22 protein-coding genes and 2 pseudogenes are annotated in these 22,428 nt (G+C 63.3%); 16 read left to right on the top strand and 8 right to left on the bottom strand.

Annotation, left to right across the window (positions count from 1 at the left end; all coding sequences use genetic code 11):
• The 16 genes from NW75_RS26975 to NW75_RS19885 all read left to right on the top strand — a co-directional run.
• The coding region (locus NW75_RS26975) for a DUF3363 domain-containing protein (protein WP_269430358.1) at positions 1-907 on the top strand (907 nt) is incomplete at its 5' end.
• Entirely contained in the window at positions 856-1,539 is a 684-nt protein-coding gene (locus NW75_RS26980) for a DUF3363 domain-containing protein (RefSeq protein ID WP_269430359.1), read from the top strand. The genes NW75_RS26975 and NW75_RS26980, both read left to right, overlap by 52 nt.
• 31 nt (positions 1,540-1,570) lie before the next feature.
• The gene (locus NW75_RS19820; protein ID WP_033967082.1) at positions 1,571-3,610 is read left to right on the top strand and encodes a conjugal transfer protein TraG; all 2,040 of its coding nucleotides are present in this window, start codon (positions 1,571-1,573) and stop codon (positions 3,608-3,610) included.
• On the top strand, positions 3,607-4,026 hold the full coding sequence (locus NW75_RS19825) for a ribbon-helix-helix protein, CopG family (RefSeq protein ID WP_033967084.1): 420 nt from the start codon (positions 3,607-3,609) through the stop codon (positions 4,024-4,026). Before NW75_RS19820 ends, NW75_RS19825 begins: the two co-directional genes overlap by 4 nt.
• Positions 4,027-4,325: 299 nt before the next feature.
• Positions 4,326-5,075 carry a helix-turn-helix transcriptional regulator gene (locus NW75_RS19830; protein WP_197057885.1) on the top strand — a complete coding sequence of 250 codons (750 nt, stop codon included), beginning with the start codon at positions 4,326-4,328 and terminating at the stop codon, positions 5,073-5,075.
• Positions 5,076-5,181: 106 nt separating this feature from the next.
• The gene (locus tag NW75_RS19835) at positions 5,182-5,799 is read left to right on the top strand and encodes an acyl-homoserine-lactone synthase (protein ID WP_052192530.1); all 618 of its coding nucleotides are present in this window, start codon (positions 5,182-5,184) and stop codon (positions 5,797-5,799) included.
• Complete coding sequence (locus NW75_RS19840; protein WP_033967086.1) at positions 5,796-6,650, top strand: phytanoyl-CoA dioxygenase family protein; 855 nt, start codon at positions 5,796-5,798, stop codon at positions 6,648-6,650. The genes NW75_RS19835 and NW75_RS19840 overlap by 4 nt, the downstream gene beginning before the upstream one ends.
• Positions 6,651-6,659: 9 nt before the next feature.
• Complete coding sequence (locus NW75_RS19845) at positions 6,660-7,265, top strand: GntR family transcriptional regulator (RefSeq protein ID WP_033967100.1); 606 nt, start codon at positions 6,660-6,662, stop codon at positions 7,263-7,265.
• Positions 7,262-7,492 carry an EexN family lipoprotein gene (locus NW75_RS19850; RefSeq protein WP_156143086.1) on the top strand — a complete coding sequence of 77 codons (231 nt, stop codon included), beginning with the start codon at positions 7,262-7,264 and terminating at the stop codon, positions 7,490-7,492. The genes NW75_RS19845 and NW75_RS19850 overlap by 4 nt, the downstream gene beginning before the upstream one ends.
• A gap of 136 nt (positions 7,493-7,628) precedes the next feature.
• Positions 7,629-7,874 carry a hypothetical protein gene (locus tag NW75_RS19855; protein WP_033967087.1) on the top strand — a complete coding sequence of 82 codons (246 nt, stop codon included), beginning with the start codon at positions 7,629-7,631 and terminating at the stop codon, positions 7,872-7,874.
• Positions 7,874-8,311, top strand: a complete 438-nt coding sequence (locus NW75_RS19860; RefSeq protein WP_033967089.1) for a type II toxin-antitoxin system VapC family toxin — start codon at positions 7,874-7,876, stop codon at positions 8,309-8,311. The genes NW75_RS19855 and NW75_RS19860 overlap by 1 nt, the downstream gene beginning before the upstream one ends.
• A 14-nt stretch (positions 8,312-8,325) precedes the next feature.
• Positions 8,326-9,258 (top strand): HEPN domain-containing protein, encoded by a 933-nt coding sequence (locus NW75_RS19865; RefSeq protein ID WP_033967102.1) that lies wholly within the window; start codon positions 8,326-8,328, stop codon positions 9,256-9,258.
• A gap of 467 nt (positions 9,259-9,725) precedes the next feature.
• Positions 9,726-10,109, top strand: coding sequence for an RNA polymerase sigma factor (locus NW75_RS19870; RefSeq protein WP_033967091.1), 384 nt, complete (start codon positions 9,726-9,728; stop codon positions 10,107-10,109).
• Positions 10,106-11,101 (top strand): FecR family protein, encoded by a 996-nt coding sequence (locus NW75_RS19875; RefSeq protein ID WP_033967092.1) that lies wholly within the window; start codon positions 10,106-10,108, stop codon positions 11,099-11,101. Before NW75_RS19870 ends, NW75_RS19875 begins: the two co-directional genes overlap by 4 nt.
• A gap of 122 nt (positions 11,102-11,223) precedes the next feature.
• Positions 11,224-13,785, top strand: a complete 2,562-nt coding sequence (locus NW75_RS19880; RefSeq protein WP_052192532.1) for a TonB-dependent receptor — start codon at positions 11,224-11,226, stop codon at positions 13,783-13,785.
• A gap of 431 nt (positions 13,786-14,216) precedes the next feature.
• A complete protein-coding gene (locus NW75_RS19885; protein ID WP_052192533.1) occupies positions 14,217-15,953 on the top strand; it encodes an Atxe2 family lasso peptide isopeptidase in 1,737 nt (578 codons plus the stop codon).
• 413 nt (positions 15,954-16,366) lie between these two features.
• On the opposite strand, the gene NW75_RS19895 is transcribed toward NW75_RS19885, so the two are convergent.
• From NW75_RS19895 to NW75_RS25395, 8 genes and pseudogenes are all read right to left on the bottom strand, one after another.
• Entirely contained in the window at positions 16,367-17,734 is a 1,368-nt protein-coding gene (locus tag NW75_RS19895) for an asparagine synthase-related protein (RefSeq protein WP_033967095.1), read from the bottom strand.
• Positions 17,734-18,408, bottom strand: coding sequence for a lasso peptide biosynthesis B2 protein (locus NW75_RS23205; protein WP_052192534.1), 675 nt, complete (start codon positions 18,406-18,408; stop codon positions 17,734-17,736). The genes NW75_RS19895 and NW75_RS23205 overlap by 1 nt, the downstream gene beginning before the upstream one ends.
• 56 nt (positions 18,409-18,464) lie before the next feature.
• Positions 18,465-18,599 carry a benenodin family lasso peptide gene (locus NW75_RS24725; RefSeq protein ID WP_171010595.1) on the bottom strand — a complete coding sequence of 45 codons (135 nt, stop codon included), beginning with the start codon at positions 18,597-18,599 and terminating at the stop codon, positions 18,465-18,467.
• A 336-nt stretch (positions 18,600-18,935) separates the two neighbouring features.
• Positions 18,936-19,154, bottom strand: coding sequence for a DUF2274 domain-containing protein (locus NW75_RS19905; protein WP_033967097.1), 219 nt, complete (start codon positions 19,152-19,154; stop codon positions 18,936-18,938).
• Positions 19,151-20,405, bottom strand: a pseudogene (locus NW75_RS19910) (TrbI/VirB10 family protein). Before NW75_RS19910 ends, NW75_RS19905 begins: the two are co-directional and overlap by 4 nt.
• Positions 20,402-21,401, bottom strand: a pseudogene (gene trbG / locus NW75_RS19915) (P-type conjugative transfer protein TrbG). The pseudogenes NW75_RS19910 and trbG overlap by 4 nt, the downstream one beginning before the upstream one ends.
• Complete coding sequence (gene trbF, locus NW75_RS19920) at positions 21,398-22,081, bottom strand: conjugal transfer protein TrbF (RefSeq protein WP_033967098.1); 684 nt, start codon at positions 22,079-22,081, stop codon at positions 21,398-21,400. The pseudogene trbG and the gene trbF overlap by 4 nt, the downstream one beginning before the upstream one ends.
• Before the next feature lie 5 nt (positions 22,082-22,086).
• The coding region (locus NW75_RS25395; RefSeq protein ID WP_033967099.1) for a conjugal transfer protein TrbL at positions 22,087-22,428 on the bottom strand (342 nt) is incomplete at its 5' end.

Here is a 22,428-nt window from a genome sequence, read left to right on the forward strand (position 1 = left end):
AACGACCGGCCAACGCCCGGCGGTCGCGGTGGTGGCCCGCGTGGTGCGGCACAAGGGCGCGCGCTTTCGGGCGGCGCCGCTCGGCCGTCACATCGCCTATCTCAAGCGCGACGGTGTGACGCGCGATGGGCGCCATGCCGAGCTGTTCGATGCGCGATCAGATCATGCCGACGGGGATGCCTTCGCCGAGCGCTGCGCGGATGATCGCCATCATTTTCGCTTCATCGTCTCGCCCGAGGACGCCGGCGACATGGCGGACCTGCGCGCGTTCACCCGCGAGCTGATGGACGACATGGCGCGTGACCTCGGCACCGACCTCGATTGGGTCGCAGTCGATCATTGGAACACCGACAACCCGCATATCCATGTCCTCGTCCGAGGCCGCGTCGGCGACGGTTCCGATCTCGTCATCGATGGCGAGTATATTCAGGACGGCGTGCGCGGCCGCGCCGAGGAACGCGCCACTCTTGAGCTTGGGCCGCGCAGCGAGCGCGACATCCACGCCGCACTCCAACGGGAAGTCGATGCCGATCGCTGGACCAGTCTCGACCAGCGGTTGAAGGATCGAGCCAACGCACTCACCGGCACGGTAGACCTGCGCCCCGGCGGCAGCGACGAGGACAGCCGCCTGCTGTGCGGGCGCGCCGACAAGCTGGAGCGCCTGGGGCTCGCCGAGGAACAGGCGCCGGGGCTTTGGACGATCCGCGCCGACGCCGAGCAGACGCTGCGCGACCTTTCGATCCGCACCGATATCATCAGGACCATGCACCGCGCGATGAGCCAGGACGGGCACACGCCCGACGTTGGAGCCTTCGCGCTCCATGGCGCGACACCAACTGATCCGATCTCGGCCGCTTGGTCGAACGCGGCCTCCATGACGAGCTGGAAGGCACGGCCTATGCGGTGATCGACGGCGCGGACGGCCGCACCCACCACGTTCGTTTCGACGATCTGGGAATGACGGGCGATGCCCGGCCTGGCGCGATCGTCGAACTGCGCTCCTGGGGTGACGCCAGTGGCAACGCCCGCCAGTCGCTCGCGACCCGGTGCGATCTGCCGCTCGACCGGCAAGTCACGGCATCCGGCGCGACCTGGCTTGATCGCCAGCTCATTGCGCGCGATCCCGTCGCGACCGGCAACGGCTTCGGCACCGAGATCCGCGATGCGATGGAGGCGCGCTCGCGCGAACTCGAAGCGGTCGGCCTGGCGCGTCGGCAAGGCGGCGGATACCGCTTCGAACGCAACTTGATCGAGACCCTGCGGTCGCGCGAGATCGGCGAGGCCACGGATGCGATCGCGCAGCGCTCGGGACTCGCGCACCGTCCATCGACCGAGGGCGACTATGTGAGTGGCGTCTATCGCGAGCGGATCACGCTCGCTTCGGGCCGCTTCGCCATGATCGACGACGGCATGGGCTTTCAGCTCGTCCCCTGGCGGCCGGCGCTCGACCCGCATCTCGGCAACCACATCAGCGGCACAATGGGACGCAGCGGGGTTGTCGACTGGTCACTTGGCCGCGGCCGGGGGCTCGGCTTGTGATCCATTTTCGCTCGATCGGGAGTCCTTTCCAATGAACGCCACGAAAATCCTCTGGGGCCAGGTCATCACGGTCTTCGCCATCATCCTCGCAGCGATCTGGACCGCGACCCAGTGGACCGCCCATGCACTCGCCTATCAACCCGAGCTTGGTCGCCCCTGGTTCTGGCTGGCGGGCTTCCCGGTCTATCCGCCGCCGGCCTTCTTCTGGTGGTTTTTCAGCTTTGACGCTTACGCGCCCGACATCTTCCTGACCGGCGCCTATATCGCGGCGTCGGGTGGCATTCTCTCGGTCATCGTCGCGATCGGCATGTCGGTCTGGCGCGCGCGCGAAGCGAAGAAGGCGGAGACCTTCGGGTCGGCCCGCTGGGCGAACCGCCAAGAGATCGAGCGTGCTGGATTACTGAGCGAGGACGGTGTCGTGCTCGGCTGCCATGGCGCGCATTACCTGCGTCATGACGGACCGGAGCATGTGCTATGCTTCGCGCCGACGCGGTCAGGCAAGGGCGTCGGTCTGGTCGTGCCGTCGCTGCTGACCTGGCCGGGTTCGGTCATCGTCCATGACATCAAGGGCGAGAACTGGCAGCTCACCGCGGGCTTTCGGGCGGCCCATGGCCGCGTCCTCCTATTCGATCCGACCAATCCTTCGTCGTCCGCTTACAACCCCCTGCTCGAAGTCAGGAAGGGCGAATGGGAGGTGCGCGATGTCCAGAATGTCGCCGACGTGCTGGTCGATCCTGAAGGGAGCCTGGAGAAGCGCAATCACTGGGAGAAAACCAGCCATGCCTTGCTGGTCGGTGCGATCCTTCACGTCCTTTATGCCGAGGCGGACAAAACGCTCGCCGGGGTCGCCGCTTTCCTCTCCGATCCGCGCCGCCCGATCGAGACCACGCTACGCGCGATGATGACGACGCCGCATTTGGGCGAGGCCGGCGTTCACCCGGTCGTGGCGTCGGCGGCGCGCGAACTGCTCAACAAGTCGGAGAATGAACGCTCGGGCGTGCTCTCGACCGCCATGTCGTTCCTCGGCCTCTATCGCGATCCCGTCGTGGCGCGCGTGACGCGCGCCTGCGACTGGCGGATCAGCGAGTTGGTGGGCGGCGCCAGCCCGGTCTCGCTCTATCTGGTCGTGCCGCCCAGCGACATCAGCCGGACCAAGCCGCTCATCCGGCTCATTCTCAACCAGATCGGCCGGCGCTTGACCGAGGAGTTGAACGCCAGGGATCGGCCGCACCGGCTGCTGTTGATGCTCGACGAATTTCCCGCGCTCGGTCGACTCGACTTCTTCGAGTCCGCGCTCGCGTTCATGGCCGGCTACGGCATCAAGGCCTTCCTGATCGCGCAGAGCCTCAACCAGATCGAGAAGGCTTACGGCCAGAACAACGCGATCCTCGACAATTGCCATGTGCGCGTCGCGTTCGCGACCAATGACGAGCGCACCGCCAAGCGGATCTCCGATGCACTCGGCACCGCGACCGAGCTGCGCGCCATGAAGAATTATGCCGGACACCGGCTCAGCCCCTGGCTCGGGCATCTGATGGTGTCGCGCAGCGAAGCCGCCCGGCCGCTGCTCACGCCTGGCGAGATCATGCAACTCCCGCCGCATGAGGAGATCGTGATGACCGCCGGCGTGCTGCCGATCCGGGGGCAGAAGGCGCGCTACTATGTCGATCCCCGGCTGACCGCGCGGCTCTTGCCGCCGCCCGAAACCGCGCCTCTCGACGCAAGGAAGCGTCCTGGGGACGACTGGACCGCGATGGCCCCGATCGCGGCCCCCGAACCTCCGACGCCGGCGGCACCGTCAGCGGCATCATCCGAGCAACCACCGACACTGGCCGATGATCCCACCCCCGCAGACACATCCGACACTGCCAATGCGGGCATCCGTCGCGAGCCCGAGCTGGGCGACCACGAAGAAGTCGTGCCATTGCCCCGCGCGCCCGCGAAAGAATTCGAGTTCGACGCTGAGGAGATCGAAAACGAGGCGGCGCAGAGTCGGCGCCAGGCTGATCGCCTGATGGCGCGCAATGCGCGCGCCGCCTCGCTCGATCCCGACGACGGAGTCGCCTTATGACCAGCGCGCGCGAGAAGGGCAGCTTCCGGCTCCCGCCCGAATTGATCCGCCAACTGGACGGGTACGCACGAACCAAGCATGTATCGCGGACCGCTATCGTTGAGGCGGCGCTGGCCTCCTACCTGTCGCCCGACGGCGCCGAGCGGCTCGAGGCGGCAGTCAGTCGACGCCTCGATCGTATCTCCCGCCAGCTCGACCGGCTCGAATGGCACGTCGAATTGTCGAACGAGACGTTAGCCTTGTTCATTCGCTTTTGGCTGACCACCACGGCGCCACTCCCTGACACCGCGATGAAGGCGGCCCAGGCGATGGGAAAGGAGCGCTGGGAACGGTTCGTCGAAAGCCTCACTCGCCGAATGGAGTCGGGTCCCCGGCTCAGGAACGAGATCGCCACTGAAGTAGATCCCGGACCCTGAGCGCGAATCATGCCAATATCGGGGGAAGCAGCATATAGGCATTTGAACAGGACCGCCGGCAACTGGAAGTTCCGGGCGGCTCCGCCCCTAGCTAGGAGGAACGCTATGGACGCATCGCACGATCATCCGTCGTGACCGGCGACGAAAGGGCCGGCATTCAAGAAATACGGATGCCAGGCAGCTAATCGATCACAATTGGATCTACTGTCGTCTGAAAACAGATGGGAACTGTTTTTGGACACCTCAAGGACGATCGGCTTGGATGCAGGCTGGGAATGCCCTGGCGATCGAGTAAACCCATGCGTCTCCATCTTATCGACGAACTGGCGATGGAAGTCTCCAACGCCAACTCTAGCGATCAACTCACAGAGTCCATGAGCCGCGCCGCGCGCCTTATGGATTTCGATCATTTCGCCCTGAGCTACGAGCACCACACGTTAAGCACCACCAGGGCCGGTGTGCTCATCCACGACTACCCAGAGCCTTGGGCCAAGACCTATACGGAATTCGATCTCTCAGGGAACGATCCGGTTCGGCGCGCTTGCGAACGAAGCATGAAGGGTTTTGCGTGGCGCGAGCTCGAACAGCTTGTGCCATTAACCAAGGGCGATCATCGGATGCTTTCCGTTGGAAGCGCCAACGTATTGGCGATGGCTATACCGTCCCGCGCCATCTGCCGGGACATGCCAGCGGCTCCTGCACATTTGCCACGCGCCCCGACAGTACTGCCCTCGGCAATGCTGCACGTCGCAGAGGTCGTAGGCGCCTTTGCGCTGACGGCTGCGAGGCGCATCGCCGGCGATATGCTGGTCGCTCGCCGACCTTCGCTGAGCCCGCGCCAACGTGAATGCGTGCTCTGGTCAGCCCGCGGCAAGACTGCCGCCGAAACGGCTGCGATTCTTGGCATCGGCGAAGATACGGTGGTTCAGCATCTCAGGACCGCGCGCGAACGCTACGATGTCCATTCTCGCCACGCTCTCATCCTATGCTCCCTGTTCGACGGGTTGATCAGCTTCGCCGACATCCGGCGCTGGTGGTATTTCAACTGAGCCTGGCAAGGGTGAGGGCGTAGCCATCCCCCTTTCTTGGGATGCCGGGATCGGCCGAAAAATGATCGGGTAGGCGGAACTTCAAAACTCGAAGGAGCCGTCAATCATGATCGATCTTCTCGAACGGGCACCAGTGGTGCCCGGCGACGTTGCTCTGCGCGCCATGTTCGCTGCGCGCAAACAGGTGTTTGTTGACCTGCTGAAATGGGACTTGCCGGTTCTCGCCGGAGAATACGAACTGGACCAGTTCGACGATCCCGACGCGGAGTATCTAATCCTGGTCGATGAGGACGGGAGACATCGTGCGTCGGCAAGACTGCTCAAGACCGATCGCCCCCATCTGCTCGCCGACCTCTATCCCTTCCTGTGCGATGGCCCGGTGCCGAGCGGCCCCTCAACCCGCGAAATTACCCGATTCTGTCTCGATCGTCACCAGACGGTCTTGGAACGGCGTTCGGCGCGTAACCAACTGATCACGGCGCTCGCCGAATATGCTCTGGCCCAAGGTATCACGATCTATACGGGCGTCGCCGAGCTGAGCTGGTTCCGGCAGATATTGTGTTTCGGTTGGCGCTGCGCACCGCTCGGAGCCGCGGTGCTCGAAAGTGGACGCCCGTTAGCCGCTCTGCAAATTGAGATCGACGACCTCACCATTGACGGGCTCAGGCGCACCGGCGTGTACGAGCCTCTCGCATTACGGCTTGTCGATGGTGCACGGGCATGACCAGCACGACCTTCGCTGGTTGGACCGACCAGCTCCTTCGCCAGGGTTACTGCATCATACCCAATGCCGCACCGAGCGCCTCGATCGCGGCATTGAATGCTGATCTCGACCCCGTCTTCGCCGCCACTCCATTCGGCCAGGGACGCTTTTACGGCTTTCGCACCAAAAGGTTCGGCAGCTTGCTCAGACGATCCCAGCATGCCGAGGCACTAGTGCTGGACCCGGTCATTCTCGATATGGCGGAGACCATATTGGGCTCGGCCTGCGATCGCATTCAGCTCAACGTCGCCCAGGCGATCGAAATTCACCCCGGGGAAGTTCGCCAATTTCCGCATCGTGATCATGATATGTGGGCTGGTGCAAAAGGGGCACACGAATATCTCCTGAACGTGATCTGGCCACTCACATCCTTCACGGAGCAAAACGGCGCGACCCAAATCTACCCAGCCAGCCACGGCGCTGCCGGGCTTGGTAAGGATGACCCCGGCGATCCAATCGTCGCAGCGTGCGAACCCGGCTCTGCGATCTGCTTTCTTGGCTCGACCGCCCACGGTGCAGGCGCCAATCGCACGAGCAAGGTCCGGCGCGGCGTGGTCATCGGTTATAGCCTCGGCTGGCTAAAGCCTTACGAGAATCTGTGGCTCGCCTATCCGCCCGACGTGGCCCGGAGTTTCACGCCGGAGCTGGCAGCGCTCGCGGGCTATGCGCAGCATCGCCCGAATCTCGGCAACTACGAAGGTCAATGTCCATCGATACTACTGCGCGACAACGTGCCGGCGCATATCGGCGCCGTCGATGCCCTCCGCCCTGACCAGGAGGCCATGCTTGCCGGCTTTGACGAAGCCCGGTGAGTGTGGACGATGAGCCCCGCCCATGTTCTTGAGCCGACATATGAAGCGATCAAGCGCCGGCTTGTCGTCGGCGACTGGCCGATGGGCTTTCGTCTCGAAGCCGTCCGCCTTGCCGGTGATCTGGGGGTCAGCATCACGCCGGTCAGGGATAGCCTCTATCGTCTGGCCGGTGAACGATTGGTCGATACGATACCGGGCGAAGGCTTCCGCGTCCCGAGCCTGTCCGAGCAAGGCTTGCGCGAGATGTTCGATTTCAATCTGCTCCTTCTTCTCGGAGCGATTGACGCTGACGCGATCCCGTTCGCGATGTCTCCAGATGGTGAAATGGATCACGCTACGGCAATCGCATCGCTGTTCCTCGCGATCGCCAGTCTCGCGGGAAATGGCGAAGTTGTCGCGGCCGTGGAATCCCTGAACGACCGCCTGCACCAGCTCCGCCAGCTTGATGAGAGCTTCCTGCCCGAGGCCTTGGAAGAGCTGGACGATCTGCGCGCGTCATTTTCCTCAGGCCAATGGCGAAGCAATGGCCGCGATCTCCTCACGCGCTATCATCTCGCTCGCAGGCTTGGAGCCGGGCGCTACATCAGGATCATCGCAGGAAAGGGAAAATCATGAAATTCACGCCGATCGCGACCGCGCTTGCCCTGACAGTGCTGCTGGCTGGCTGCGGCAAGCACGAGCCTCGCGCCACGACCTATTTCGCTGCGCATTTGGACGAGGCGCGCAAGGTGGTAGCTGATTGCAAGAGTAGCGCGGCGGGCGGCGAGGAATGCGCCAATGCGGACGCCGCCGTGCAGGAGGCCGACGCCAGGGAGCGGTTCAAGCGGTTTCGCGGCAAGTGACTCCCGCGCTCCATCGAACCGCCACTAACTGTCCGGATCGGTTCGATGGAGGGCTGTGCGCGCACGACAATCCATTCCGTGCTTGTATGCGTGCTTGCACGGGACTATATTCCGTCCGCATCCGCAGGAGGACTCGATGGGCAGCACGGCCCGACGCCAACAGCCACCGATCACAATCCGCTCCGCACGAGCGGTCGAATTGTTGCGCACGCTGGTTGGGCCAGGCCGCAGCCAGGCCGAGGTGATCGAGCAAGCGCTCGAACAGATGGCGGCCCGGGGGCGCTCGCTTGCCGAACTGCTCACGCCCAAGGTTGCGCTCGATTTCGATTGGGAGCCGCCGCGGTCGAATCTGACGCTCCGTGAAGCGGATCTCTCCGACTGATGTACTTGCTGGATACGAATGTCGTTTCCGAAAGCCGCAAGCTGGCGACCGGCCGCGCCGATCCGAATGTCGTTGCCTGGATGTCGGCGAGCGAACCGGCCTTGACCCATATATCGGCGATCACACTCTTCGAACTCGAACATGGCGTCCTGCTCATGGAAAGGCGCGATCGGGTCCAGGGTGCCATGCTGCGCCGATGGCTCGTCGAAACCGTCCATCCTGCCTTCGAAGGGCGGATAGTGCCGATGTCGGCCGAGGTGGCGATCCAATGCGCGCGCCTCCATGTGCCGGATCCGCGCAGCGAGCGCGACAGTTGGATCGCGGCCACGGCGCTGGTCCATGATATGACGGTCGTCACGCGCAACGTCGATGATTTCGCTGGGACCGGTGTCAGTCTGATCAACCCCTGGGGCGCTCCCGACGCCCCAGGCCAGTGACGCGAAAGCCGGGCGTGCGCAGCGACCTCGATCATCTCCCCCCGCAAAAGCGCCGCGAGCTGGAGCGCGTCGTGCAGATCGTGTTCGAGGAATTCGAGGACGCGCTCGCTCTTGCCAAGCACGAGTGGAAGAAGCGCGGGCGGATCGAAAAGATCATCCTCTATGGCAGCTATGCGCGCGGCGGCTGGGTCGACGAGCCGCATACAGCCAAGGGCTATCAGTCCGATTTTGACCTGCTTATCATCGTCAACGACAAACGCCTGACCGACCGTGTCGATTATTGGCTGAAACTTGAAGACCATCTCAATCGCGAGTTGGCGATCACCAAGGTGCTGAAGACGCCGGTGAACTTTATCGTCCATACTTTGCAGGAAGTGAACGATGGGCTCGCCCACGGTCGCTACTTCTTCATGGACGTCCGGCGCGACGGGATTGCGCTCTATCAGGCGGTAGATGACGAGCTGCACGAGCCTAAGCCGAAGACGGCCGAACAGGCGCTAACGATGGCTCGCGACTATTTCGAGGAATGGTTGCCTGGCGGGGAGCAATTCCTTGAAACCGCAAAATTCGCGATCCAACGCGGATGGAACAAGAAGGCTGCTTTCCTGCTCCATCAATCGACCGAGTCACTTTATCATTGTGTCTTGCTCGTGGTGACCTTCTACACGCCCCACGTTCACAATCTCGGTTTTCTGCGCACCCAGGCGGAGCGGCTCGACCGGAGCCTGATCGAGGCCTGGCCGCGTGAGAAGCGCGCGGAGCAAGCGATTTTCGAGAAGCTCAAGGAAGCCTATGTAAAGGCGCGCTACTCCAAGCACTACAAGATCAGCGTCGAGCAGCTCGAATGGATCGTGGAGCGGGTCGAAGAGCTTGGCCAGATCGTTCACGCGATCTGTATTGAGCGCATCGCTCAGCTTGAGCGGGAAGCTCAGCGCAGCGCTAGTTGATTCCGGCGCCGCCCGTCTTGCCACCGGCTTTCCTTCTCGTCATCATCGTCCCGCGCCGCGAATATTCTGGCCCTCGCGGCGTGGAGATATCCGCCAGGCATCAAGAACGCCGGTCCGCGAGGGACAGGCGGCCGAACCGGGCAAAGGCGTCAGATTGGCGGCTAAACGGCGGCATAGCGCTGGGAACCAATAAGGCCGGTCAATTCCGGTCTCTTTGGTATTGCCTGCTCGGAACCGCCCGTGTCATCTTCGCGCATTCCACCATTCGCGATCGAACGTCCGCCGCTATCGGTCTCGTCCGGCTGCCATAACAGCCCCGTCACCGTGTTCGGGCCGCCGCTCGAAAGCGAAGCCCCACGTGATGCCGGTCTCGAAGACGCCTTCGTCACCGAGCGGTCGCGATTGCTCCAGTATCTCGGGCGCGCGCCGGCCAAGACGCGGCTCCCGATCTTGTTCAGGAGGTATTCTTGCGCGCCATCGGCAGCGGACAGTCGCGGCGTCTGGCGAACCCCGCCGCGTTTCTGCAACGCATCGCTCGCAATCTCCTGATCGACCGCTCCCGGAGGCGCGCCCGCGACAATGTCGTCGTCTTTCCGTTTGAAGAGGAACGCGATACTGCGAGCCCTGCCGAGCAGGAGTGGGGAATCGAGGTCGCTGACCTCCTCAAACTCTATGAATCGGCGATCGACGGCTTGCCCCACAAGACCCGACGTGTCTTTCTCCTCCATCGTGTCGATGAACTCAGCTATCGAGAGATTCACAAGAAATTGGGCATCAGCATCGCGACCGTGGAATATCACATGATCAAGGCGCTCGCGCATATCGCGCGAGCCGTGGATGCCGCTCGATGAACGATTATCGTGAGGAGCCAACCGACCCCAAGACCGTGATCGAGGATGAGGCAATCGCCTGGTTCGTCAAGATGCGCGGCGACGTGGATCATGGCATGAAAGCCGATTTCGACGCCTGGTACACTGCGTCACCTGAGCATCAGCGCGCCTATCATTGGGCCGAAGCGCATTTCGGCGCGTCTGCTGTGGTCAGGGAATCGAGTAAGCTCGAAACAGCGTGGCACCATAGACCGCTTCACTGGCTGATGGCCGGCGCGGCCGCGGCCGCCGTGCTGGTGCTCGCGTTCGGGATGCAGGTCAGCCGCACCGTCTCGATCGACAATACGAGCATTGCGTCCGATGACATGGCCAAGCCGTTGGTGACGGCTGCGCGAGAAATCCGCACTTGGCAGCTCCCCGATGGATCGAGCGTGACTCTCGACGCCGACAGCCGCGTCGAAGTGGCGATGACGAACAAGGAGCGCCGTTTGCGGCTGCGACAAGGCAAAGCGCGCTTTTCGGTGGCGCGCGAACGGAGACCCTTCATCGTCGAGGCTGCGGTCGGCGCCGTCACGGCGGACCAGGCGGTGTTCGATATGGCCTTCGACCGGAGCGACCGGGTAACCGTCAATCTGATTGCCGGTCGTGCCAATATGCGCGGGCTGATCCAGTCCGCCGTCTATACAGTTCCCGACAGGCCGCTTCAGCCCGGCAGGCCGGTCTTCTATCCTGTCGATGCCTTTACCCCGCAAGCGGACGACGCCCCTGCGGATACCCGCGACTGGCCCGATGGCTGGGTCGAGTACCGCTCAATCACGCTCCGAGACCTTGTCGCGCAGGCCAATCGCTATTCCGACCAGCCCATTGTTATCGATGATCCGGCGGTAGGCAATATGTCGGCGAGCGGACGGTTCAAGCTGACCGACACAGATGCCTTCGTGTCTCGGATAGCCGAAGCGCTCGACCTTTCTGTCAAGCATCGCTCGGACGGCATTCATCTCGGCCGACGATAATTATTTCGCCTGACGACTAAGGTCGTCCGAAATCCAGCGTCAACGCCCCTTCAATGGCGAACCCTTCTGGCTCGCCTCAGCCAAAAAGGGGGCTTTGAATGGCGGGACGGCGTGTATTGGTCATGGCGCTGCTGGCGGGCGTGGCGGGAGTTGGGTTACCCAGCGTCGCCTTGGCCCAGGACCGGGAAGTCTATCAGTTCGATCTACCGGCACAGAATCTCGGCGATGCGCTTCGGGCGGTCGCGGCGCGTGCCGGATGGGAACTCTACGCATCCGCCGATGACATCAACGGGATCGAAGCGCCTCACCTGCAAGGCGCGCTGACCGCTCGCCAGGCCATTGAGCAACTCCTCGCCGGCACAACTCTCTCCGTGCGCTTCACCAAAGGGGCGGTGATCATCCGGGGGCGATCGGAAACGGCAACGCTCGCGGGGAGCGGAGCCGAAGGCGACGATATCGTTGTGACCGGTTCGCGGGTTCGAGGCGCGCCCTCGATTTCTCCCCTGACGACCGTCAGTCGTGGCGAGGCCGAACGGTCGGGCCAATCTGATCTCGGCCAAGTCATTCGCGACCTGCCGCAAAACTTCTCCGGAGGCCAAAACCCAACCATCGCGGGCGGTGGGCAAGGCGGCTTCACCAACGTCAGCGCGTCGTCCACGATCAACCTGCGGGGACTCGGGCCTGACGCGACTTTGACCCTGTTTAATGGCCACCGGGTGGCGTTCGACGCGATCAGCCAGGGCATCGACATTTCGGCAATTCCCCTAGCGGCGATCGAACGGGTGGATGTGGTGGCTGATGGCGCTTCAGCCCTTTACGGATCCGATGCTGTCGCTGGCGTTGCGAATATCATCCTGCGCCGGGATTTTGACGGCCTGACCACCTCCGCGCGTCTCGGAACCGCGACTGACGGCGGCGCCGTCACGCAGCAATATGATGCTGTGACAGGGCACAAGTGGCAGACCGGCGGGTTCATGGTCGCGGCCAATTATCAGAGGTCGACGCAGATCACCGCCGGCCAACGCGCCTACACCGCCAATATCTATCCGACCTACACCCTCATCCCGGCGCAGAAGCAGGTCAGCGCCGTGGTGGCGGGGCATCAACGAATTACTGACACGATCCGGGTCGAAGTGGATGGCAATTATCTGCACCGCACGTCCGAGCGCTGTTTGACGACCACAGCGACGGCCGACTGCCGTTTTCAGGGCAACACGATCGCGACGAAGGTTGACAGTTTTTCCGCGACGCCGTCGCTGGTCGCGGAGATAGCCGGTGGTTGGTCTGCCAAGTTGGCTGGGACGTATAGCAAGAGCGACACCTCAATCGCCACCAGCGTCTATGCTGGCGGGAAAAACGTCACCATCGCTCTTCCCAAATATTACAACACGCTCAAAAATATAGAACTGAGCGGCGAAGGCCCGCTGTTCACGCTGCCAGGCGGCGACGTCCGGCTGGCGCTCGGAGCCGGCTTTCGGTCCAATAGACTTGTCGTCGACTCCCGCCGTGTGACTGGCGGCGTCGTATCGGTCATCAATGTCTTTGCCCAAACCCAAGATATCGGCTTCGGGTATGGCGAGTTATTTGTCCCGATCGTCTCGCCATCCAATCGAATACCGTTCATCGACAAGCTTCAGCTCGTCGGTGCCATCCGTTATGAGAACTACCGCCATCTCGGCGCCGTGACCACGCCGAAACTGGGGCTCGTTTATTCGCCCGACCCCATCCTCGAACTCAAGGCAAGCTGGGGTCGATCCTTCAAGGCGCCGACACTGTACCAGACCGGCCAGACCTCGAATGCGCAATTGATCAACAGCACCACCTTCATACCGGCACCCCCAAGCGCTTCGCCGGTCCTATACCTTTATGGCGGCAACCAGAATCTCTCTCCGGAGCGCGCGACGACCTGGACGATCTCAGGCAAGATCACGCCGCCATTCCTTGCCGGTTTCCAATTCGAGGCCAGCTACTTCAATATTCGCTATCGCGATCGGGTCGCCGCACCGCTTCTGTCAACCAGCGGCGCATTCCAGGGCATCTACGGCAACTTCGTGCAGCGCAATCCCAGTGCCCAGGACGTGTTGGCGGCGATCAACGGCGTCACCGGCAACTTCACGAACCTAACGTCCGGCGCGCTCGATCCCGGTTCGGTCTCGGCGATCGTGAACGACACGCTTCAAAACGTCTCGGTGCTGAACGCAAGCGGCGTCGATATTTCGGCCCAGTACCTTCGCCACTTCGGTGAAAGCAATCGCCTGACCATCAAGGGGTCGGCGACCTATTTCACCAGCAACCGTCAGATCACTCCGACATTGCCGTGGCAGGAAATCGCCGGGACCATCTTTAATCCGCCGCACTGGCGCGCGCGGATGAGCGCGAGCTGGGAGAAAGACAATGTCACGCTCACAGCGGTCGGCAACTATATCGGCGGGACGCAGGACAGCCGCACCGCGCCCGTCGTCGGCATCGATTCCTTCGCCGATATCGATGCGATCGCTCGCATCCGCACGACCGCGACCAGCGGGCTGCTCGCCAATCTCGATTGGTCGATCGCCGTTTTGAATCTGTTCAATCGACGCCCTTCGGCGGTCCGCAACACTGATCCGCTCGGTCTTCGCTACGACTCGATCAACTATCCAACATTGGGCCGGTCAATCAGCTTTACGCTCACAAAGGCGTGGTGAGATGTCGCTGTCCAAGGCGATCGCACCAGTCACATTTGGCTTTCTGTGCGCAGCTTGCGCATCAACGAACGCGCTGGCGCAGGGTGAACAATGTGGCAGTCTGCCGCCCGCAGGAACGCAGATCGCCAGCCGCGCGGGCTGACCGCCGAAGATCTGGCAGGGCTGCGCGATATCGGACCTCAATATCCCGCCGGGTCCGACCGCAACCTCTTCTCGATTTCGCCGGATGGGCAATGGCTCGCTTTCGAAATCCATCGGGCAAACCCCGACACGAACGACTATTGCGTGGCGCTCGCCGCGCTCCCGATCGCACGTGTTGATGATCGCACTCCACAACTGCTGGATCTTGGCGGGGAATTGATCCCCGCCACCTTTCGCCAATATGGCTGGGCGGCGCTTCCATCGGGAATGCCGATGCCGATCTCACCCCATTGGGCACCGGAAGGACGCTGGATCGCTTTCCTCAAACGCGAGCATGGATCGACCCAAGTCTGGCGCGCGATCTGTCGGGAAGCAAGGGCAGACAAATCACGCGCAGCGGCGGCGATGTCGAGGATTTTAGATTTGCCGGCGACGGGCGAACGATCCTCTTTGCCGCGCGGCCCGGATTGGCCGCGGCAGAAGCGGCGATCGACCGGGAAAGCCTTGGCGGCTGGCACTTCGATGCGCGGGCTTACCCGGTGCGGGGCGCGCGCCCCCAGACCCCCGATACGGCGCCGGTCCAGTATTTTGCGGTCGACGTCGCGACCGGCGATCAACGTCCTGCAACACCTCAAGAGGCCGCCCAATTCGGTCCGATACCGGCGATTCCCACGCGCGCAACGGGCGTGTCGATGACGCCGAACGGACGCATGGCGTGGGTCGAGCCAGCGGACACCCAATGGTCGCCGCCGCAATCGCGCGTCGTTGCCCGGCTCAGCGGCGATCGTCGCGTCTTCTGCGCGTTCGAGAACTGTGTAGTCGATTCGTCGTCGATGACCTGGTGGTCCGCCGATGGCAGGAAGCTGCGCTACCTCCGCCGCGAAGGCTGGGGCGAGAGCAAAACCGCTATCTACGAATGGATTCCCGGCGCCGCGGCACCGCGGCGCCTCTATCGCACCGAGGACGCGCTGATCGAATGCCACCCGATCAAGGACGATCTGATTTGCCTGCGCGAACAGTCCCGCAGACCGCGCCACTTCGTGCGGATCGACCTTTCCAGCGGCCGCGCGAGCGTCCTTTTCGATCCTAACCCGGAATTCTCCAGCCTTAGGCTCGGCAACGTGGAACGACTCCATTGGTCGACCGCCACTGGCGCCGAGGCCTATGGTGATCTCGTCTATCCCGTCGGTTTCCAGCAGGGACGTCATTACCCGCTCATCGTGGTGCAATATCGCACCAGGGGATTTCTGCGCGGCGGGGTAGGCGACGAGTTCCCGATCCAGGCCTTCGCCAACCGAGGTTATTTCGTCTTGAGCGTCGAAAACCCGAGCTATGAGGCGATCGTGGGGCGACACAGAACCCAGGTCGAGACGGCACAGGCTTTCAATCGCGACTTCGTCGGGCGGGCCGGCGTGCTGTCCTCGATCGAGCAGGCTGTACGAACCCTGATTGCGCGCGGGTTGGTCGATGACCACCGCATCGGAATTACCGGCCTAAGCGACGGGTCTTCAACGGTCCAGTTCGCTGCGCTCAACAGCACCTTGTTTGCCGCGGGCTCCGCAACAGGGTGCTGCTGGGAACCGACTCAGGATGGCCTGATCGGCCCGGTCATCGCGGACCATTTCCATGCGGTCGGCTGGCCCGCTATCAATGATGAGGCGACCGAATTCTGGTCGCGCATGTCATTGTCGCGCAACGCCGGCCGGGTGGCGTTCCCCATTCTCATGCAAGCCGCCGACAACGAATATCTCTTCGCGCTGCAAAGCTACACTGCCCTTTTGCGTGCAGGCGTGCCGGTCGATCTGTTCATCTTCGCCGGCGAGGACCACGTCAAATGGCAACCGGCTCATCGGCTGGCAGTCTATCGGCGCAATATGGCCTGGTTTGATTTTTGGCTGCGCGGATTGCTTCCGAGCGGGCCGCACGGGCAGGCCGAGGCAGCGAGATGGGCGACAATGCGCGGGCAGCACGCATCTCGGCTTGAGGAGCGCGGCCGATCGCAACCTGGGACCGAGCCGCGGCCTTAACCGCTCATTGCCGCGGATAATGGGCCAGCCGAGCGATCTGCCCAATGGCTCGCCCAGGCCTCAGTATCAAGCAACGCCATGATGCGCGGGTAGTCTTGTGGGCGTAGCCGCGTCCCGAACTGAAGCGTGTGATCAAGCGCTGCCCGATCCAGCAGGCCATGCCGCACCAGCCTACCCTCCAGAAGCCGTTCGCGGATTTCGGCGCGATGGCGGTGGATGATCTGCGCTACAAATCCATCCGGCCCGCCTTTGCCCCTCCGATTGACGATTTTCGGGGGAAGCCGGCGAGCAAAGGCTGCCGCGCCACTGCGCGATCGACTCCGCCTCTGCAGAACTCCCACGATGGAATCCCCAGGGCCGCCTCGATGATGGGCTGCGACATCAGCGGGCTGACGAGCGGAACGGCAAGAGCCTTATCGCGATGCTCCATGTGGTTGATCGCCCGTAACAATGTCGCCAGGTGACCTTGTTTGCCGGGCGGCATTTCTCCGGACCGATCCAGCCAAGGGTGCGACACGGGACGTTTTTCGTTCGGCCGCAACAAAGTCGGCGTGCAAAAAATCCTCAAACAGATGCCATTGGTATCCCGCGCGACGAATCCGATGAACCCGCCTGGCCTCGCGCAATACCTGCCAGACGCTCGCACCGGTAATCGAACAGATATCCTGCGCGGTGCTCCAAAGGCCGATCGACCAGCCGTCCTCCATATACCGATCCACAAGCGGTCGGGAGGAATGGGTCAGATAAAAGACGCTGTCGCCCCCGAGTCCCGTGAAAAAAGCGTCGACCCCGTGACGGTCGGCGACCCGCCGCACTGCTGAATTATAGGCCTCCTCGTGTACCTTGCCATTGGGGCAGGGAACATCAGCGGCGACGGAACGACCAAGATCGACGCTTGGCATTGCATATTGCTTCTCGATCAGTTCGGCGCCGATGCTTTCGCAAATTGCTCGCGCAAAATCCCGCTCATCGCCGACTGGGTCTTCGGTAACGAGCGTCAGGCAAGTGAGGTTTGCTTTCGAGGCAGCAAGACACACCGCGATAATCGACGAGTCCAGCCCGCCTGAAAGCCCGGCAAGGACGTTATCATAGCAAGACGCCCAGGCTGCGATCACCTGACGGACAGCGCGCCCTAGCACCTCCACATTCTCTTCCGCGGATCGGCCGTAGCCGCTCCTAACGTGATCCCATGGGGTCCAGTATTCCTCGTCCCGAACGTCATCCGCCTTCACCACGCGCGCAAAGCCTGCGCGCACCTGGCCGATGCCGGCGATGGCGGTCCCCGCTGATGGAAGGTCATGCTCATAAAGCACCCGTCCAGCCGCATCCCAATCGATCGTCGGCGTGACCAGTCCGGCATCGACCAACAGTGGCGCGTCAGAAGCGAAGGCAACCCCGTTCTCGCAACCGCTGTGATAGCAGGGCACCATAGCAGAGGGGTCGCGCAAGACGCATATCCCGTCGGTCGTCGCAATCGCTGCGACATAGCCGCCCCAGAAACGCTCGACCAAGTGTCGGCCAGCAGTGGCGGTGACGCTGTTCGCACTGTCCGGCGGGAACACTCGAATTCGTTCGGGAAGGCCGTAGCGGTGAAACAGCGTTCCGACGATGACGCCATTTTGCCCGGGAAGTGCGATCAGGTCGGTTGTGTCGCTGACCAGCAGCGCTATGCCCTTGTCCTGAAACGCGAGCTTGAGCCCCGTGCGACCGCTGAGAAGATCCAGCCATTCGGTTGATACTGTCCGCCGCGGGTGCGCCAAGAGTAGGTAGCGCGGGCGCATCAGATAACCATGATTGGCGTAAACGGTCGAATGCGCTCGTGGCGGTCGTTGACCACGACGTCACCGTGCTGAACCCAGCAATGCGCGGCGAAAGGATCTGATTGCACACCAAGGACGACTGAGACCTGAATCGATCGTTTGCGCGCCATTGCCGCGAACGCGAACGAACGAACCAGACACCGGTCATGACTTCCAAGCAAGAAATCGGCGCTGTCAAAATCTCGCACGAGCGTCGCCAGCCTGTCGAGGCCATGCTGCGGCTCACGGTTCTTAGGGCGAGGCCTCGTCGATCGAAGCGCCTTGATGACCCGCGCTATCGGCCAACTCTCGGTGCGCCGTGCCCAGATGAGCTGGGCTCCGACCGCCCGAAGAACACCAACGCTGGACGCCCGAACTGGCGGAATGTCGAGTTGCGTGCTGGCCGGCGCGATCAATGGCTGGCGCCTACGCGGACCTATCGGATCGCGGGGCGCGGCAACTAAGACCCCTTGGCGCAGCAGTGCGGCGAGATGCGCGAAATCTTCCTCGTCCAATGCTTGCGCATCGAGCCATCGCTGCAGCGCCAGATCCTTCGATTCGGATAGTGAAAAATATCGCCCCGCAGGAATGTCGAGAAAGACGGTCCGATCGCCAGGGATACAATAGGCAAGACCATCGCGAAGGGCGTAGCTCATAGGATATCCCCCAGCGACGATGGCGTGCGGACTGTCAGGTCCGCACGCGCTCGTGATCAATCGTCGGACAGCCCCGCCTGGATTTGCTCCAGGCCGAGCCCGTCGTCATTTCTGACGCCGCCGCCCTTCGTCTCGTCGACCATGCGGCCGAGATCGATCACGTCGTCGTTGCGGTCTTCACGATCCGTCATAATAACCTCCATCGGTTCCTCTGAGCTGCGACTCACTTGCCGCAATCAAATGTTCACCGATGGTCCGCCACCGTTCCACTTTATAATCCGATTATAATGTGCCGCGACGAACTCGCCGTATTGCAGACGACGGATTTATTTCGCGCAAGTGACCGAGCATTGGGAAACGCGCGTTGGGAGCGCGCACTGGCACCTTTAGCGGAAAGCCTGGACATACGCGCCAGGACCCGGTCACGCGCAACCAGAGGGGGAGCGCCGAAAGAGTTTCCAAAATTTATGAGATAATGACAAGCATTATCGATTCCGCACTGATCCAAAATGGAGAGATCAGCCGGGCTATGTCGGCCGCTTGCGGACAAAAGCCCGGTCTGCGGCCATGAACCGCTCAAGCATCGGCGGGATCAGCCGTTCGGGCGGAAAGGGCCGCTCAAGGCCGGTTTCCCGAGCATGGGCCTCGGCATAGCGGGCAAGATCGCGATGCACCGTGCCCGGCAGCTCGACCGTCAGCTTGACGGGCTTGTCGTCCTCGATCCGGCCCAGACGCAGTTTCGTCATGGCTTGCCTCCCTCCGCCTCGAGCACCAAATCGCGCGTCACAATCACCCGCAGCGGATAGCCCGGCCGAACGGTCAGGGTCGGCGGCACATCGATCTCACGCTGGACGAGCTGCTGGCCGGACTGGTTGACCGTGTTCTGGGTGCCGTAGCGCAGCGCGCGCGTCAGCCTGTCGTCGCCATCGGTCGCGAACTCGCTGCCCACGCCGAGCAATGTCGAAACGAGAGCAGCCTTGAGCATATTGCCCCAGTGGTAATTGGTCCGGTCCTGCAATCCCGCCATGCCGGCCGCGTCGGCACCAGGCTGGCGGTCGAGCAGGATCGATCGACCGCCGGGGAGGATGAGCCGATCCCACGCGAGCAGCACCCGATTCTGTCCGGCCGAGACGTCGCTGTCATACTCGCCGATCAGGCGCGACCTGCGGGATGAGCAGTATCTTGCCGGTCGGACTATCATAAACATTCTGGGTCACCTGGGCAGTGATCTGGCCGGGAAGGTCCGAGCGGATGCCGGTGATGAGCGCTGCCGGAATGATGCTGCCAGCTTGCACGACATAGGGTGACACTGGGGCGGTGATCCGCTCGCTGCTCGCCGTCGTCCTGTTCGCGGCGACCTGAAGGAAAGCCCGGTTGGCTGACTGTCCCGACGCGGCTGACGCGGTCGCTGCCGTTGCCGCATCGCTCGAAATCGCTGTTGTCTGGGTGCCTGTCGATGGTTGCGGCGTTGCTGCGCCACCCGACCCGCTGGTATTGGCGCCACCGAGAAACAGATTGCTGGTGCGGGCCGAATCCCGCTCCTGCGCGACCCGCTGGCGTGCCTGCTCCGCTGCTGCCACGCGCGGGTCAGGCGGCTGCGCGGCCTGTGCGCCCATCGGCGGCACCGGAACGGCCTGACCGTTCGCCTGCGCACTGAGGATCGGGCCACCGAGATCGCCAGGCAGCGGTCGTCCGAGCTTGGGCACCTTGGAATAGTCGGCCGGCGCGGCGGTCACCACATCGGCCTTTGCGCCGTGGTCGCTGCCGTAGAGATTCTGCGGCGGCGCGGCCGGTCCGCGCGGTTGCAGCGCATAGATCAGCGATCCGCCGATGCCGAGTCCGGCGATGACGCCGACCACTGCCAGCGCCTTGCGCGACAGCCGGGTCACGCGCGGCGGCGCGCCGCGCAGGCGGAAATCCCCGGCGCTGCTTGGCACCGGTGCCTCGGGCGGAGCTGGCTCTTCCCGCGGCGGCGCTTCGTTGGGCTCGTCGCTCATGACCGCCCCCGACGCCGAGGTTCGTCGCGGACGATCCGGACGCGTTGCGCCTGCTTCTTGCCGCCAAGCCGCAGCTCGGCCGCCGAGAACAGTCGGTCCACGATCATGTAGCGGCCCTGCACGCGGTAGTTGACCAGCTCTGCATTGCCGTCAGCACCGAGCACGAACAGAGGCGGCATCTCGGCTGTCGCGATCCCCTCGGCGAACTCGACATAGGTCTGCCGGCCATCGTCGAATGCACGTACCGGACGCCACGCCGCTTTGTCGCCGTTGATCCGATAGCGGAAATTGAGAGCGGCGGGATCGATGCCCGCGGCGACCGGCGCGACACGATCGGCCTCGGCTCGGCTCACGCGCAGCGCCACCAGCATGTCCTGCGGGTACGTCCACGAGATCGCGGCCATATAGGTCGCAGGCGTTGCCCGCAGTTCCAGATGATAGGTCCGCCGGTCCGTGTTGATGACGAGGTTCGTCACCAGATCGGCGCGCGTCGCTTGACGAGGATATGGACCTGCTTGCTCGCGCGGCGCCGCTCACCGTGTCGCCGATGATCCAGCGCACGGTATCACCCGCTGCGACCGGCCCGGGACCGGCCAGCTCCTCGCCGGCCTGAAGTGTTATGTCAGTGACGCGCCCAGGGGCGGCATAGACCTGATAGAGCGCGCCATCGGCATAGGGATATTGCTGGATCGCGTTGAGCCACGCGCTGTGATCCGGCTCGATCCGCGCGGTCGCATTGGCCCGGCCGACCCGCTCCTTCGGATCGCCTTGCGACTGCGCTGGCTCGATCGGCTTCAACTGGCCGGGAAGCGGAAGGGGCGTGGGGATTGCGACGATCTCCACCGGCTGGGCGGGCTGTCCGGCAGACCTGGCTGACGGCGCTGGTGGCCCGCCATCCTGTGCCCAGGCGGGCGCTGCGGCGGCGGCCAGCAGTGTCACTGCGATCAGACAGGGGGTAACGAGCCGGCGCACGCCGGCCATCTTGGGCGTTGTCATTGGCTGAGTTCCTTCGACCAGTTGAGGGCATCGACAAAGACGCCCAGGGGGTTCTTGCGCAGGCCATCAGGCGTGCGCGGTGTCTGGATCGCGATGGTCAGGATCGCCGACCAGCGCGCGGTCTCGGCGAGCGAGCCGTCCTGATAGCGCCGCTCGGTCCAGGCCACCCGAAAGCTGTCCGGCGACGCGCGGATCACGCTCGACACATCGACGGCGACCTGCACCTTGCCAGCCTGCGCGAAGGGATCGTTGCTGCGCGCATAGTCGTTGAGCGCGAGCGCGCCCCTATCGGTCGCAAAATCATAAGCGCGCAGCCAATCCTGACGCAGCACGATCGGATCGGCAGGGATCGAGCGCACATTCTCGATGAAGCGCGCGAGGTGGAACGCGATCTGAGGATCGGTCGGCCGATAGTCCGCCGACGCTGGTGCTACCGCCTGCGCCTCGCCGAGCTTGTCGACCTGCACCACCCAGGGAACGATCGTGCCGCGTGCCGACTGCCAGACCAGACCGCCCGCGAGGCCGCCGGACAAGGCAAGGCAACCGAAAAAGGCCAGCCGCCAGTTCTTTGCCTGGACACGCGCCGATCCGATCCGGTCGTCCCAGACCTGTTGCGCGCGCTGGTAAGGCGTGACGGGCTCGGGTGTCTGCCCGTACCGGATCGAGGGCCGTCGAAACATGGGTTTTAATCCTTTTGCGTGATGTCGGGTCCGGCGCCGCCGCCATGGCTGTCGCCCGATTTGAGGGTGTGGCTGGCGACGCTCACGCCATGCGTGACCGTCTGGCGCCGCTTCATCGCCTTCGCCCAGGCCGGCGGGCCGTCGGTGCTTTTCGTGGCGGCAGACGAAGCGGTAGTGGCAGCGCCGGATGCGCCGCCGCCTCCCGACGCAAAGCTCTCGCGGATCGAGCTGGCGGCTTTGCGCAGCGGTGACATGGCGGCGTTACCGGCACTCTTGCCGACATTGGCGAGCCCGCCCGCCACTGCCGAGCCGCCGCTTTTTCCGGCAGCCCCAGCCTGATAGGCGGT

It is taken from the genome of Sphingomonas sp. Ant H11 (assembly GCF_000797515.1).
Taxonomy (GTDB): Bacteria; Pseudomonadota; Alphaproteobacteria; order Sphingomonadales; family Sphingomonadaceae; genus Sphingomonas.